A 13,880-nucleotide genomic window follows, 5' to 3' on the forward strand; every position below is an offset into this window, starting at 1 on the left:
TATTATGGACATGATCTTATTTCGGGATAAGACCCGAGCGCAGCAGACGGATATCGTGGCGGTGCAGTCTCAGGTGGTCTACGGCAGCGTGGGCAACAGCATCGCCGTGCCCAATATTCGTCAGCATCAGCTGACCGTCACGGCAGTACCGACGGTGCTGTTTAGCAATACGCCGCACTACGACACCTTCTACGGCGGCGTCATTCCCGATGAGTGGTTCAGCGGCTACCTGAAAGCGCTGGAGGAGCGGGAGATCCTGCGTGAGCTGAAGGCGGTGACCACCGGCTATATGGGCAGCGCCAGCCAGATTACGCTGCTGGCGCAGTGGCTCCGTACGGTAAAAGAGACGCATCCGGATCTGCTGATCCTGGTGGACCCGGTGATCGGTGATATCGATAGCGGCACCTACGTGCATCCTGACATTCCTGAGGCCTATCGTCAGCATCTGCTGCCGCTGGCCCAGGGCATCACCCCCAACGTCTATGAACTGGAGATATTGAGCGGTCAGCCGTGCCGGGATCCTGAAAGCGCAGTTGCAGCGGCGAAAGGGCTGCTGTCAGATACGCTCAAATGGGTGGCTATTACCAGCGCGCCCGTGGCCGGTGACCCGGATGCGATCCACGTTGTGCTGGTTACCGACGATGCGGTAACCATCAGCGCTCACCCACGGGTAGCCACCGATCTGAAAGGCACGGGCGATCTCTTCTGTTCTGAGCTAGTGAGCCATATCGTGCAGGGGACGAGCGTGGCAGAGGCGATTGGTCGTGCAGGCGACCGGGTAACAGCGGTAATGCGCTATACCCAGCAGGCAGGTTACGATGAATTGCTATTACCGGCCTGATTTAATCAAGACCTGATTTAATCAAGATAGGAAACAAAAATGGCACCCGCATGGGTGCCATTTTGCATTCCGGCAACAATTACTTCTTGATGCGGATCACCGGAGTCTCGCCCACGGTTACGCTACCGGACAGCTTGTTCAGCTCTTTGATCTCATCCATGTTGGAGATAACAACCGGCGTCAGGGTAGACTTGGCTTTCTCTTCCAGCAGCGGCAGATCGAACTCGATCACCGGATCACCAACCTTAACGCGCTGGCCTTCTTCGGCGATACGTTTGAAACCTTCGCCTTTCAGTTCAACGGTATCGATACCGAAGTGAACGAACAGCTCGATGCCGCTATCGGATTCGATAGAGAAGGCATGGTTGGTTTCAAAAATCTTGCCAATGGTGCCATCAACAGGCGCAACCATTTTGTTGCCGGTTGGTTTGATAGCAATGCCATCACCAACGATTTTTTCAGCAAACACCACATCCGGCACATCTTCGATGTTGACGATCTCGCCAGACAGCGGAGCAATAATCTCAATGGTTCCGGTATCTTTCTTATCGTCAGAAACCAGAGATTTCAGTTTATCGAACAAACCCATGATCTTCTCCTAAGCAGTAATTTGGGCCGCATCTCGTGGATTAGCAGATTGTTTTTTCTTCAATGAACTTGTTAACCAGCGTCATTAACTCGTCCGTTGTCGGTTGAGCAAGAGCCTGCTCTGCTAAAACCTTCGCATCTTCGAAGTTCGTGTTACGAATAATCTTCTTAATGCGCGGGATAGAAATGGCACTCATACTGAATTCATCCAGACCCATCCCCAGCAACAGAAGTGTAGCACGTTCGTCGCCTGCAAGCTCTCCACACATGCCGGTCCATTTACCTTCAGCATGAGAAGCATCAATAACTTGCTTAATTAAGGTCAATACAGACGGCGACATCGGCTGATACAGATGGGAGATCATATCATTACCGCGGTCAACGGCCAGGGTGTACTGGGTTAAGTCGTTGGTGCCGATACTGAAGAAATCGACCTCTTTCGCCAGGTGACGGGCGATAGTGGCAGCGGCAGGGGTTTCCACCATGACGCCCACTTCAATGCTCTCGTCAAAGGCTTTACCTTCGTCACGCAGCTCCTGCTTGAAGGTTTCGATCGCTTTCTTCAGCACGCGCACTTCTTCAACAGAGATGATCATCGGGAACATGATGCGCAGCTTGCCGAACGCGGAAGCACGCAGGATAGCGCGGACCTGGTCACGCAGGATCTCTTTACGATCCATGGCGATACGCACGGCGCGCCAGCCGAGGAACGGGTTCTCTTCTTTCGGGAAGTTCATGTACGGCAGCTCTTTATCGCCGCCGATGTCCATAGTACGGACGATAACCGCCTGAGAGCCGCAGGCTTCTGCTACCGCTTTATAGGCAGCAAACTGCTCTTCTTCAGTCGGCAGCGCGTCACGGTCCATGAACAGGAATTCGGTACGGTAGAGGCCTACGCCTTCTGCGCCGTTGCGCTCGGCACCGTCTACGTCACGCACGGTACCAATGTTGGCGCACACTTCGACCTGATGGCCGTCAAGGGTGATCGCCGGCAGATCTTTCAGCTTCGCCAGTTCGGCTTTCTCGGAAGCAACCTGCTCCTGCACGTTACGCAGGTTTTCGATCTCATCGCTGGTCGGATTAACGTAAACTTTGTTATTCACCGCATCGAGGATCAGATAGTCGTCGTTTTTCACCTGGGCGGTGACGCTACCGGTACCCACAATGGCAGGCAGCTCAAGGGAGCGCGCCATGATGGAGGTATGGGAGGTGCGTCCGCCAGCGTCGGTGATAAAGCCCAGCACCTTGTTCAGGTTCAGCTGTGCGGTTTCCGACGGGGTCAAATCCGCTGCAACCAGGATCACTTCGTCCTGAATAGCGCTCAGATCGATGATCGCCAGGCCGAGGATGTTGCGCAGCAGGCGTTTACCGATGTCGCGTACGTCAGCCGCACGCTCTTTCAGGTACTCGTCGTCCAGCTCTTCCAGGGCAGTTGCCTGACCTTCGATAACTTCATGCGCAGCTGCATCAGCCGTCATGTTTTTATCTTTAATCAGGGCTATGATTTCCTGCTCCAGCTCCTCATCTTCCAGCAACATGATGTGGCCTTCGAAGATGGCTTCTTTTTCTTCACCGAAGGTTTCACCAGCTTTGGTTTTGATCGTTTCGAGCTGCGAGGATGCCTTGGCACGACCGCTCAGAAAACGTTCAACTTCCTGATCAACCTTATCGGCAGAAATTTTTTTCCGGTCGATGACGATCTCGTCTTCTTTCAGCAGCAGTGCTTTGCCGAAAGCGATACCCGGGGATGCTAAAATGCCTGAAATCATAACCCTACCTTACTTGTGACTGATTTTTTAAAAGAACCCGGAACTTACTCGAGTTCAGCCATCAGTTTTACCAGATGCTCTACGGCTTTCTGCTCGTCTTCGCCTTCAGCGGACAGCGTTACAACGGTACCCTGGGTCAGGCCCAGAGTCTGGAGTTTGAACAGGCTTTTTGCGCTAGCGCTTTTGCCGTTGGAGGTCACAGTGATCTCTGAAGTGAAGCCTTTCGCTTCTTTCACAAACTGAGCAGCAGGGCGGGTATGCAGACCGTTCGGAGCGGTAATGGTAACTTCTTGCTGGAACATTATATTTCCCCAACTTATAGGTTTAGTGTTGTGGATCTAAAGTCTAGCCTGGCGGCACAACTTTAGCCTGTATTGTTAGCGCCGGCATAACGGGACGCGGGGCAAAAGTTCGCCTGCGCAATCCGCTGCGGGCACTTTTGACCGTGGCAAGTACTCGTCAATAACATTATGCCGCGAAAGCGAGACTTCAACCAAATCCTAAAATCGATTCAGCTAGCTTAAAGTCACAATTCGATTAATTTCGCGCTTCAAAATAAATGTGCTGGTTAAATACCAGACCCAACGGGGCGAATCAATGCCAGGTGAGTTGAAAGTTTGACGTGGGCCACAAAAAAGCACCCCGAAAGGTGCTTTTTTATGCGATTCTCGCTGTCCGCGATTACTGCTGCAGCTCTTTTTCAGTGAAGAGATCGGCAAACAGGGCGGTACTCAAATAGCGCTCACCTGAAGAAGGCAGAATAACGACAATGTTCTTGTTGGTAAAGGCCTCATCTTCCTGCAGCTTCAGCGCAGCGGCAACGGCGGCACCGGAAGAGATTCCTGCCAGAATGCCTTCCTCTTCCATCAGACGACGCGCAACGCTAATCGCCTCATCGTTGGTGATCGCTACCACTTTGTCGATCAGCTTCAGATCGAGGTTGCCAGGGATAAAGCCAGCCCCGATACCCTGAATCTTGTGCGGGCCAGGCTTCAGCTCTTCGCCTGCCAGCGCCTGGGCAATAACCGGGGAGTCCGTCGGCTCTACCGCCACGGTGATCAGATCGGTTTTACCCTTGGTGTTTTTAATGTAGCGCGACACGCCGGTCAGCGTACCGCCAGTGCCTACGCCGGAGATGAACACATCAACCTGACCATCGGTATCTTCCCAGATCTCCGGGCCGGTGGTTTTTTCATGGATTTCCGGGTTAGCCGGGTTGCTGAACTGCTGCAGCAGCAGATACTTAGCCGGATCGCTGGCGACGATCTCTTCCGCTTTCTGGATCGCGCCCTTCATGCCTTTCGCGCCTTCGGTCAGCACCAGGTTCGCGCCCAGCGCTTTCAGCAGCTTACGACGTTCAATGCTCATGGTTTCCGGCATGGTCAGGGTCAGCTTGTAGCCACGAGCTGCCGCCACATAGGCCAGGGCGATCCCGGTGTTGCCGCTGGTCGGTTCAACCAGCTCAACGCCTGCTTTCAGCACGCCACGTTTTTCGGCATCCCAAATCATATTGGCACCAATACGGCATTTCACGCTGAAGCTTGGGTTACGGGACTCGACCTTAGCGAGGATGCGTCCATTACCGATGCGGTTCAGTCGGACCAGCGGCGTGTGGCCGATAGTCAACGAGTTGTCTTCAAAAATCTTACTCATAGCCCGTCCTTAACTGTATGAATTTGGGAACGACATCAGCATACGCGGTTAAGGAATATGCGGAAGTAAGGATTTCGCATATCTATATGCTGATGAGAAATAATAGCAACAACTATGGAATAAGAACGGAATAGCGCATTCATTTCCACAGTGCATGCTTCGACCGATAGCAGTCCACCCACATGGCGGTAGCACCGCAGACGGCAACGGGCATGATCACCAGGTTAAGTACCGGGATAAGCGTAAACAGACTGGTCAGCGCGCCAAACTGCATGTTGGTCACCTTTCGCGCCCGCAGCGCGCCGCGCATGGTTTTAAAGGCCACTTTGTGGTTATCAAACGGATAGTCACAGTACTGGATCGCCAGCATCCATGCGCTAAACAGGAACCACAGCACCGGGGCGACCGTCTGCCCAATGCCGGGAATAAAGTAGAGCAGCAGCAGAACGGCGGCCCGTGGCAGATACCACGCCAGCTTCTGCCACTCGCGCTTCATGATCCGCGGCAGATCCTTAACGATGCCGGTAATACCGGTATCCGGCGGCGTCGCGCCGGTCAGCTGCGCCTCAAGCTGCTCGGCCAGCAGGCCGTTAAACGGGGCGGCAATCCAGTTGGCAATGGTTGAGAAGAAGTAGCCAAAGACCAGCACCACAGAGATCACGGCGATGGGCCAGAGCAGATAGCTCAGCCACTGCAGCCAGTCCGGTACGTGGTTCATCAGCGCCGGGATCCAGCTATCAAGCTGGGTAAAGAGCCAGGCAAAAGCACAGCCAATCAAGACGATATTGACCAGCAGCGGCATAATCACAAAGCGCCGGATGCCGGGCAGGGTGATAAGCTTCCAGCCCTGGGAAAAGTAATAAACGCCGCTGCGAGGTGGGGTGACCGATGTTGAAACCATAGTCAGGCTATACTCCTTTAATGACCCCCGAATGGGGTCCGTGGCTATATTATCCGTATCGCGCCGTCTGCACAGCTCGGAAATGTTCGAAAAAACAGCAAAAAGTACGATTTTACACATCTTTATGCGGTGAAAGCTGCGTGCGCACTTGCACTTGCGGTGAACGGCAAATACTCTTAGTGAGTAAATGTTTGCCGTGGTGGCAAGGTGTTAGAACAACAGAGAATATAATGATGCAGGATTTGCGTCTGATATTAATCATTGTTGGCGCGATCGCCATAATCGCTTTACTGGTTCATGGTTTTTGGACCAGCCGGAAAGAGCGTTCGACGATGTTCCGCGATCGCCCAATGAAACGCATGAAGTCGCGTCGTGACGATGATGAGTCGTACGATGACGACACCGAAAATAACGTCGATGAAGGCGTGGGTGAAGTGCGTGTTCATAAAACGGGCCACGCCCCGAGTGCGGGTCAGGAGCATGACGTTCCGCGAACGCCGCAGCACCAGTATCAGCCGCCTTACGCGTCTGCTCAGCCTCGCCAGCACGCCCCCGTGCAGCCGGAAGAGCCGCTGCGCCAGGCTCCGCCTCAGCAGCCTGCCGCACCGCACGTTGAACCCCAGCCGGTGAGAAGTACAGCGACGCAGCCTGTTCAACACCAGCCTGTGCAACAGCAACCGATTCAACAGCAGCCGGTACAGCATCAACCTGTTCAGCAACAGCCTGTACAGCAGCCCCTGGCTCAGCAACCGGTAGCTCAGCAGCCGGTCGCCCAGCAGCCAGCGCCGGAACCTGCGCCGCAGGAAGCACCTGCCGTGGCAGAGAAGCCGCAGCGCAAAGAGACCGTTATTATCATGAACGTTGCCGCGCATCCCGGCAGCGAATTGAGCGGTGAAGTGCTGCTGGCCAGCATTCAGCAGGCCGGTTTCGCCTTTGGCGACATGAATATTTTCCATCGCCACCTTAGCCCTGACGGCAGTGGCCCGGCACTGTTTAGCCTGGCGAATATGGTGAATCCGGGGACTTTCGATCCTGAGATGACCGGCAACTTTACGACGCCGGGCGTTACCATGTTTATGCAGGTGCCGTCCTATGGCGATGAGATGCAGAACTTCAAGCTGATGCTCCAGTCTGCGCAGTACATTGCCGATGAAGTTGGCGGCGTCGTGCTGGACGATCAGCGCCGAATGATGACTCCGCAAAAGCTGCGTGAGTACCAGGACCGCATTCGTGAAGTGAAGGAAGCGAACGCGTAACGCCTGCGGTAGTGTTATCTCTCTTATAAGCCCCCGCCTGTCGGGGGTTTTTTCTATTGATGGTGCGATATGGACTCAATCGAACAACAGCTAACTGAACTGCGAACCACGCTTCGCCATCATGAATATCTCTATCACGTGATGGATGCCCCTCAAGTCCCGGATGCCGAGTATGACCGCCTGCTGCGCGAGCTACGCGCCCTGGAGGCCGAGCATCCCGATCTGATTACGCCGGACTCCCCCACCCAGCGAGTGGGTGCTGCCCCGCTGACCGCCTTCACCCAAGTGCGCCATGAAGTCCCGATGCTGTCGCTGGATAACGTCTTCGATGAAGAGAGCTTTCTGGCGTTCAACAAGCGCGTGCAGGATCGCCTGAAGAGCACCGATGCCCTGAGCTACTGCTGCGAGCTCAAGCTCGATGGGCTGGCGGTGAGTATCATCTACGAGAACGGCGTGCTAATTCAGGCCGCCACGCGCGGGGACGGCACCACCGGTGAGGATATCACCACCAACGTGCGCACCATCCGGGCGATCCCGCTCAAGCTGCACGGGGAGAATATCCCGACACGGCTGGAGGTGCGCGGCGAAGTCTTTCTGCCCCAGGCGGGCTTTGAGAAGATCAACGACGAAGCCCGGCGTACCGGCGGCAAAGTATTCGCTAATCCGCGCAACGCGGCGGCAGGTTCGCTGCGCCAGCTCGACCCGCGTGTGACCGCCAAGCGGCCGCTGACCTTCTTCTGCTACGGCGTCGGGATCCTCCAGGGAGGCGATCTGCCCCGCAGCCACCTGGGCCGCCTGCAGCAGTTTAAGGCCTGGGGCCTGCCGGTAAGCGACCGCATTCGCATCTGTGATACGCCGGAAGCCGTACTGGACTTTTATCATCAGGTAGAAGCGGATCGCCCGACGCTGGGGTTTGATATCGACGGCGTAGTCATCAAGGTCGATTCGCTCGAGTTGCAGGAGCAGCTGGGGTTTGTTGCCCGCGCCCCGCGCTGGGCGGTGGCGTTTAAATTCCCGGCGCAGGAGCAGCTGACCTTTGTGCGTGACGTGGAGTTCCAGGTGGGACGCACCGGGGCGATCACGCCTGTGGCGCGCCTTGAGCCAGTGCACGTTGCAGGTGTCCTGGTGAGTAACGCCACGCTGCACAATGCGGACGAAATCGCCCGACTGGGCCTTAAGATTGGCGATCGGGTGGTGATCCGCCGGGCAGGGGATGTGATCCCGCAGGTGGTTAACGTTGTCGAATCCGAGCGTCCGGCCGATGCCCGTGACGTTGCGTTCCCCACCCACTGTCCGGTTTGCGGCTCCGACGTCGAGCGCGTTGAGGGCGAGGCGGTAGCCCGCTGTACCGGGGGGCTGATCTGCGGTGCGCAGCGTAAAGAGTCGCTGAAACACTTCGTCTCCCGCCGGGCGATGGACGTTGACGGCATGGGCGATAAGATTATCGACCAGCTGGTGGAGAAGGAGTACGTACACACGCCCGCCGACCTGTTCCGCCTGACGGCAGGTAAGCTGACCGGGCTGGATCGCATGGGGCCGAAGTCGGCGCAGAACGTGGTCAACGCGCTGGAGAAGGCGAAAGAGACCACCTTTGCCCGCTTCCTCTACGCGTTGGGCATTCGCGAGGTCGGCGAAGCCACGGCGGCAGGCCTGGCCGCGCACTTTGGTACTCTGGAGGCGCTGGAAGCGGCATCGATTGAGGATCTGCAGAAGGTGCCGGACGTCGGCATCGTGGTGGCTACCCACGTGTTTAACTTCCTGGCGGAAGAGAGCAACCGCGAGGTGATCCGCGATCTGGTCGAAGGGGTTGGCATTCACTGGCCGAAGCCGCTGGTGGTCAACGCCGAAGAGATCGACAGCCCGTTTGCCGGTAAAACGGTGGTGCTAACCGGCAGCCTGAGCCAAATGTCCCGGGATGACGCGAAGGCGCGGCTGGTGGAGCTGGGGGCGAAGGTCGCGGGCAGCGTATCGAAAAAAACCGATTTGGTGATTGCTGGCGAGGCGGCGGGCTCTAAGCTGGCTAAAGCGCAGGAGCTGGGAATTGCGGTGATCGACGAAGACGAGATGCTGCGCCTGATGGGAGCCTAAGATGGATAAGGCCCAGCTGGTAGAGATTGCTAACACCGAGATGCCCTTTGGTAAATATAAGGGGCGGAGGCTGATCGATCTTCCGGAGGAGTACCTGCTCTGGTTTGCCCGCAAGGAGACGTTTCCGCCCGGACATCTTGGGCAACTGATGGCCTTTACGTTGCTGATTAAAACCGAGGGGCTGACGCATCTGGTGCAGCCCCTACGGCGTCCTTAGGGGTTGTCAGCAGCCTGATGGGGCTGCTGTGCCTCCGCCTGACGCTTATAGCGGCGTGCCAGCACGGCACAGACCATCAGCTGGATCTGGTGGAAGATCATCAGCGGCAGCACCATCATCCCAATCACTGAGGTTGGGAAAAGGATATTGGCCATCGGGATGCCGTTGGCTAGGCTCTTTTTCGAACCGCAGAAGACGATGGTAATTTCATCGGCTTTATTAAAGCCGCAGAGGCGTGCCACGAGGATATTTACCCCCATCACAATCGCCAGCAGGACCAGGCTGACAATCACGATAAACAGCAGCGATCCCATCCCCACCTTATGCCAGATGCCGTTCACCACCGCCTCGCTAAAGGCAGAGTAGACCACCAGCAGAATGGAGGTCTGGTCGGTTTTCGCGATCCACTTTTTATTACGCGCCACAAAGGCGGCGGTCCACGGACGTGAGAGGTGGCCGAGCACAAACGGCAGCAGCAGCTGCAGCATAATTTTCCCTACCTGCTCAAGGCTGCCCTGTGCGCCGTGCATATCCATCACCAGGCCGACCAGCAGCGGCGAGAGGAAGATGCCCAGCAGGCTGGAGGCAGAGGCGGAGCACACCGCAGCCGCTACGTTACCACCGGCCAGCGAGGTAAAGGCGATTGCGGACTGCACGGTGGCAGGCAGGATGCAGAGGTAGAGAAAACCGGTATAGAGCTCAGGGCTGACGTTGACCGGGGCCCACCAGGCAAACAGCACGCCCAGCACCGGGAACAGAATAAAGGTGCTGCACATCACCCACAGATGCAGCCGCCAGTGGCTGCCGCCAGCAATAATGGCCTCGCGGGAGAGTTTGGCCCCGTGCATAAAGAAGAGCAGGGCGATAGCAGCGGTGGTGAGTCCTTCAAAGAAGGGGACGAAGCCGCCGCGGGCTGGGAAAAAAGAGGCCAGTAAAACAACGGCAATCAGCGTGAGCGTAAAAGGATCGAGGACGCGTAAAAATTTCATAATGACTCCTGAAAGACAGTGCCACCATTTTGCTTTTATCTGGATGTTAATGAAAAGTGATTTATCGCGTTTGTTGAGAAAGAAGAGAGGCATAACGCCTCTCTGGGCGATTAGATGTAGATATCAATCTGATGCTCGGCGGAAGGGGAGTTTACGCCTTCTGCTTTCGTCTGTTTCTGCTCCTGCTTTTTCTGCGCCTCTTCTGCCTGGCGTTGCTGGAGCTGGGCGATCTGCGCCTGCAGCAGTTTGATCTGGTTCTGGATCTGCTCCTGCTGCTTTTGCTTCTCTTCCGTGGTGCCGCTGCCGTTCGCGATCTCTTTCAGCTGTTTGGTGAGTTTAGTGACCTGCTGGGTCAGGCTCTGGATCTGGGAGGCGATATCGCTGCTGGCGCTGCTGGAGGAGCGTCCGGAACTGCCGGACTGGACTGACGGTGTAGTGGTTGAAATTGTTGTCATTATAAAACCTCTCTTGCCATAAACCTGTTATATCGGCATTTTTTTAGAGAGCTTGAGAGGGAAATGTGGAACCGTCATGTCGGGTGGCGCTTCGCTGACCCGACCTACAAACCGCACCGAGCTCACCGTAGGCCGGGAAAACACAGTGCCGCCCGGCGTTAAATCACAGACAGCAGATAGCAAAAAAGCGCCTTTAGGGCGCTTTTTTACATTGGTGGGTCGTGCAGGATTCGAACCTGCGACCAATTGATTAAAAGTCAACTGCTCTACCAACTGAGCTAACGACCCGAAATGGTGGGCGATGACGGGCTCGAACCGCCGACCCCCTCCGTGTAAAGGAGATGCTCTACCAACTGAGCTAATCGCCCATTTCGGAACTGCTGCTGATAAGTTGAGATTGGTGGGCGATGACGGGCTCGAACCGCCGACCCCCTCCGTGTAAAGGAGATGCTCTACCAACTGAGCTAATCGCCCAATCTCACTGCTTATCTACACTGCGGTCATCATCATAATGATGGTGGGTGATGACGGGCTCGAACCGCCGACCCCCTCCGTGTAAAGGAGATGCTCTACCAACTGAGCTAATCACCCCCGCTGTGTGGAGTCGCATTATAGGGAGAGTTGAAAATGAGTCAACGCCTTTTCTCAAGATTTTGTTTGTTCGTCGTAAATTTAGACAAAGCGGCGCATAAATGGCTGCGTACGCATGATTTCTAAACAAAAAACGGCTTTGACTCGCCCACAGTAGTAACAACATTGAGGAATCAGCGCAGGGTGATAGAATATTGCCCATTCTGTTTTCCAGGACTTGCCGGCTGTCGGCATCGTTATCAACGTAAGGCCATTTCATGAAAATCAAAACTCGCTTCGCGCCAAGCCCGACCGGCTATCTGCACGTCGGTGGGGCGCGTACCGCTCTCTATTCCTGGCTTTTCGCACGTCACCAGAACGGTGAATTTGTGCTGCGTATTGAAGACACCGATCTCGAACGCTCTACGCCAGAGGCTATCGAAGCCATTATGGATGGCATGAACTGGCTGAATCTGGAGTGGGATGAAGGCCCCTATTTCCAGACCAAACGTTTCGACCGCTACAATGCGGTGATCGACGACATGCTGAAAGTGGGCACCGCCTACCGTTGCTACTGCTCTAAAGAGCGTCTGGAGGCGCTACGTGAAGAGCAGATGGCCAACGGCGAGAAGCCACGCTATGACGGCCGCTGCCGCCATGACCACAGCGAACATGCTGCCGATGAGCCTTGCGTCGTACGCTTTGCGAACCCGCAGGATGGCTCCGTGATCTTTGATGACCAGATCCGTGGCCCGATCGAATTCAGCAACCAGGAGCTGGACGATCTGATCATCCGCCGTACCGACGGTTCCCCAACCTATAACTTCTGTGTTGTCGTCGACGACTGGGATATGCAGATCACCCACGTGATCCGCGGTGAAGACCACATCAACAACACCCCGCGCCAGATCAATATCCTGAAAGCGCTGAACGCCCCTGTGCCGGTGTATGCCCACGTCTCGATGATCAACGGCGACGACGGCAAGAAGCTCTCCAAGCGCCACGGCGCGGTGAGCGTGATGCAGTATCGTGATGACGGCTATCTGCCGGAAGCGCTGCTCAACTACCTGGTGCGTCTGGGCTGGTCTAGCGGCGACCAGGAGATCTTTAGCCGTGAAGAGATGATCAACCTCTTCTCGCTGGGTGCGGTAAGCAAATCGGCCAGCGCCTTTAACACCGACAAGCTGCTGTGGCTGAACCACCACTATATCAACACCCTGGCTCCGGAGTACGTTGCGACCCATCTGCAATGGCATATCGAGCAGGCAAACATCGACACCCGCACCGGCCCGCAGCTGTCAGAGCTGATCGGCCTGCTGGGCGAGCGCTGCAAGACGCTGAAAGAGATTGCCGAGAGCTGCCGCTACTTCTACGAGGAGTTTGCCGAGTTCGACGCCGACGCCGCCAAGAAGCACCTGCGTCCGGTTGCGCGTCAGCCGCTGGAAGTAGTGCGCGACAAGCTGGCCGCGCTCACTGACTGGACGGCGGAAAACATCCACCATGCGATTCAGGCCACCGCCGATGAGCTGGAAGTCGGAATGGGTAAAGTCGGGATGCCGCTGCGCGTGGCGGTGACCGGGGCAGGGCAGTCGCCTGCGCTGGACGTTACCGTGCATGCCATTGGTAAAACCCGCAGCGTTGAGCGTATCAATCGCGCGCTGGGCTTTATTGCAGAGCGTGAAAGCCAGCGATAACCGCACTAAACAGAAACGGCAGGGTTAACCTGCCGTTTTTTTATGCCTCAGCGTCGGCAATGCCCAGCCGGGTTAAAAACCCGCGCAGACCTTCTCGAGCCAAAAAGCGCTCCAGTCGTTCCTGCTCGGCGGGCGTCATATTCTGCAGAACACTATTTATCTGGCGTAGCGAAGCGGTTTGAAACAGCGTGCCGTAGCCTGCCGCGGGTTCTGCCATTGACGAGGCTGATTGGCGATGACGAACCACCGGCGTTTTACGCATATAGGCCAGCACGCGTTCATCAATATGGATCAGTCGCGCCCGGCCACCTTTAACACCGGTTAGCGTCTCGGTTGTCCAACCCTGTTCGCGGATCCAACGGTTAACCGTTTGTCTGGCCACGCCAAGATAGTCCGCCATCTCTTCAGGCGTCATTTTATCAGGTAGCTTCATCTTATTTTTCCCTACCGCGAATACCCAGCCGTTGGAGCAGGCCGCTAATCCCCTCGCGCATCAACAGAGAGGTCAGCTGCTTCTGTTCTGAAGGCGTCATCTCTTTCGCCAGCGTCACCAGCAGCACGTCGAGTGAGGTATCCAGGCTGGCGTCAGCGTAGAGCGTCGCATCGGCAGCCCGGCGAGCGTTGCGGATAAACTCACGCACCTGTTCATTGATATGCACCACGCGCGCCTTGCCGCCCTGCACGCCAGGCTTGGGTGACGTTACCCAGCCCTCTTTGCGTACCCACTTGTTAATTGTTTGGCGGCTATAGCCTGTCAGTTTGGCTAACTCTTCCGGCGTCATTCGTTCCTTGATCATACGATTTCCTGACGAGCAGTAGGGGTAATTAGGGGTTCATTTTATAGCACCATTTTACGCGA

14 protein-coding genes and 4 tRNA genes are annotated in these 13,880 nt (G+C 56.0%); 5 read left to right on the forward strand and 13 right to left on the reverse strand.

The annotated features are described in order from the left end of the window. Nucleotides 1–4: 4 nt before the first annotated feature. Nucleotides 5–841 (forward strand): pyridoxine/pyridoxal/pyridoxamine kinase, encoded by an 837-nt coding sequence (pdxK, locus tag EV102420_RS04310; RefSeq protein ID WP_042389414.1) that lies wholly within the window; start codon nt 5–7, stop codon nt 839–841. A gap of 79 nt (nt 842–920) precedes the next feature. On the opposite strand, the gene crr is transcribed toward pdxK, so the two are convergent. The 5 genes from crr to cysZ form a co-directional block, all read right to left on the reverse strand. Beyond that, nucleotides 921–1,430: a PTS glucose transporter subunit IIA gene (gene crr / locus EV102420_RS04315; RefSeq protein WP_042389417.1), complete on the reverse strand. Its 510-nt coding sequence runs from the start codon at nt 1,428–1,430 to the stop codon at nt 921–923. 40 nt (nt 1,431–1,470) lie between these two features. Beyond that, nucleotides 1,471–3,198 carry a phosphoenolpyruvate-protein phosphotransferase PtsI gene (gene ptsI / locus EV102420_RS04320; RefSeq protein ID WP_042389420.1) on the reverse strand — a complete coding sequence of 576 codons (1,728 nt, stop codon included), beginning with the start codon at nt 3,196–3,198 and terminating at the stop codon, nt 1,471–1,473. Nucleotides 3,199–3,242: 44 nt separating this feature from the next. Beyond that, nucleotides 3,243–3,500, reverse strand: coding sequence for a phosphocarrier protein Hpr (gene ptsH / locus EV102420_RS04325; protein WP_002913505.1), 258 nt, complete (start codon nt 3,498–3,500; stop codon nt 3,243–3,245). 379 nt (nt 3,501–3,879) lie between these two features. Beyond that, complete coding sequence (gene cysK, locus EV102420_RS04330) at nt 3,880–4,851, reverse strand: cysteine synthase A (protein ID WP_042389425.1); 972 nt, start codon at nt 4,849–4,851, stop codon at nt 3,880–3,882. Nucleotides 4,852–4,990: 139 nt separating this feature from the next. Beyond that, nucleotides 4,991–5,752, reverse strand: a complete 762-nt coding sequence (gene cysZ, locus EV102420_RS04335; protein WP_042389427.1) for a sulfate transporter CysZ — start codon at nt 5,750–5,752, stop codon at nt 4,991–4,993. Nucleotides 5,753–5,982: 230 nt separating this feature from the next. On the opposite strand from cysZ, the gene zipA reads away from it, so the two are divergent. The 3 genes from zipA to EV102420_RS04350 all read left to right on the forward strand — a co-directional run bounded on the left by zipA (nt 5,983) and on the right by EV102420_RS04350 (nt 9,313). After that, entirely contained in the window at nt 5,983–7,008 is a 1,026-nt protein-coding gene (gene zipA / locus EV102420_RS04340) for a cell division protein ZipA (protein WP_042389430.1), read from the forward strand. Nucleotides 7,009–7,077: 69 nt separating this feature from the next. After that, nucleotides 7,078–9,096, forward strand: coding sequence for an NAD-dependent DNA ligase LigA (ligA, locus tag EV102420_RS04345; protein WP_042389433.1), 2,019 nt, complete (start codon nt 7,078–7,080; stop codon nt 9,094–9,096). A gap of 1 nt (nt 9,097) precedes the next feature. Next, the gene (locus tag EV102420_RS04350; RefSeq protein WP_042389434.1) at nt 9,098–9,313 is read left to right on the forward strand and encodes a DUF3820 family protein; all 216 of its coding nucleotides are present in this window, start codon (nt 9,098–9,100) and stop codon (nt 9,311–9,313) included. Here EV102420_RS04350 and EV102420_RS04355 read toward each other — a convergent pair. The 6 genes from EV102420_RS04355 to EV102420_RS04380 form a co-directional block, all read right to left on the reverse strand. Further along, nucleotides 9,310–10,302 carry a bile acid:sodium symporter family protein gene (locus tag EV102420_RS04355; RefSeq protein WP_042389437.1) on the reverse strand — a complete coding sequence of 331 codons (993 nt, stop codon included), beginning with the start codon at nt 10,300–10,302 and terminating at the stop codon, nt 9,310–9,312. The genes EV102420_RS04350 and EV102420_RS04355 overlap by 4 nt on opposite strands. Before the next feature lie 110 nt (nt 10,303–10,412). After that, nucleotides 10,413–10,757 (reverse strand): FlxA-like family protein, encoded by a 345-nt coding sequence (locus EV102420_RS04360; protein WP_042389440.1) that lies wholly within the window; start codon nt 10,755–10,757, stop codon nt 10,413–10,415. 212 nt (nt 10,758–10,969) lie between these two features. Beyond that, nucleotides 10,970–11,045: transfer RNA gene (locus EV102420_RS04365), tRNA-Lys, on the reverse strand. Nucleotides 11,046–11,049: 4 nt separating this feature from the next. After that, nucleotides 11,050–11,125: transfer RNA gene (locus tag EV102420_RS04370), tRNA-Val, on the reverse strand. A gap of 30 nt (nt 11,126–11,155) precedes the next feature. Next, nucleotides 11,156–11,231, reverse strand: a tRNA-Val gene (locus EV102420_RS04375). A 41-nt stretch (nt 11,232–11,272) separates the two neighbouring features. Further along, nucleotides 11,273–11,348 (reverse strand) — tRNA-Val (locus EV102420_RS04380). Between the two features lie 257 nt (nt 11,349–11,605). Here EV102420_RS04380 and gltX point away from each other — a divergent pair. Continuing rightward, complete coding sequence (gltX, locus tag EV102420_RS04385) at nt 11,606–13,021, forward strand: glutamate--tRNA ligase (protein WP_042389444.1); 1,416 nt, start codon at nt 11,606–11,608, stop codon at nt 13,019–13,021. Nucleotides 13,022–13,061: 40 nt separating this feature from the next. Here the strand turns inward: gltX and EV102420_RS04390 are convergent, their stop codons facing one another. After that, entirely contained in the window at nt 13,062–13,454 is a 393-nt protein-coding gene (locus EV102420_RS04390) for a YfeC-like transcriptional regulator (protein ID WP_042389447.1), read from the reverse strand. 1 nt (nt 13,455) lies between these two features. Beyond that, entirely contained in the window at nt 13,456–13,818 is a 363-nt protein-coding gene (locus EV102420_RS04395) for a YfeC-like transcriptional regulator (protein ID WP_042389450.1), read from the reverse strand. Between the last annotated feature and the right edge of the window lie 62 nt (nt 13,819–13,880).

The sequence above is a fragment of the Pseudescherichia vulneris NBRC 102420 genome (assembly GCF_000759795.1).
In the GTDB taxonomy this organism is placed as follows: Bacteria; Pseudomonadota; Gammaproteobacteria; order Enterobacterales; family Enterobacteriaceae; genus Pseudescherichia; species Pseudescherichia vulneris.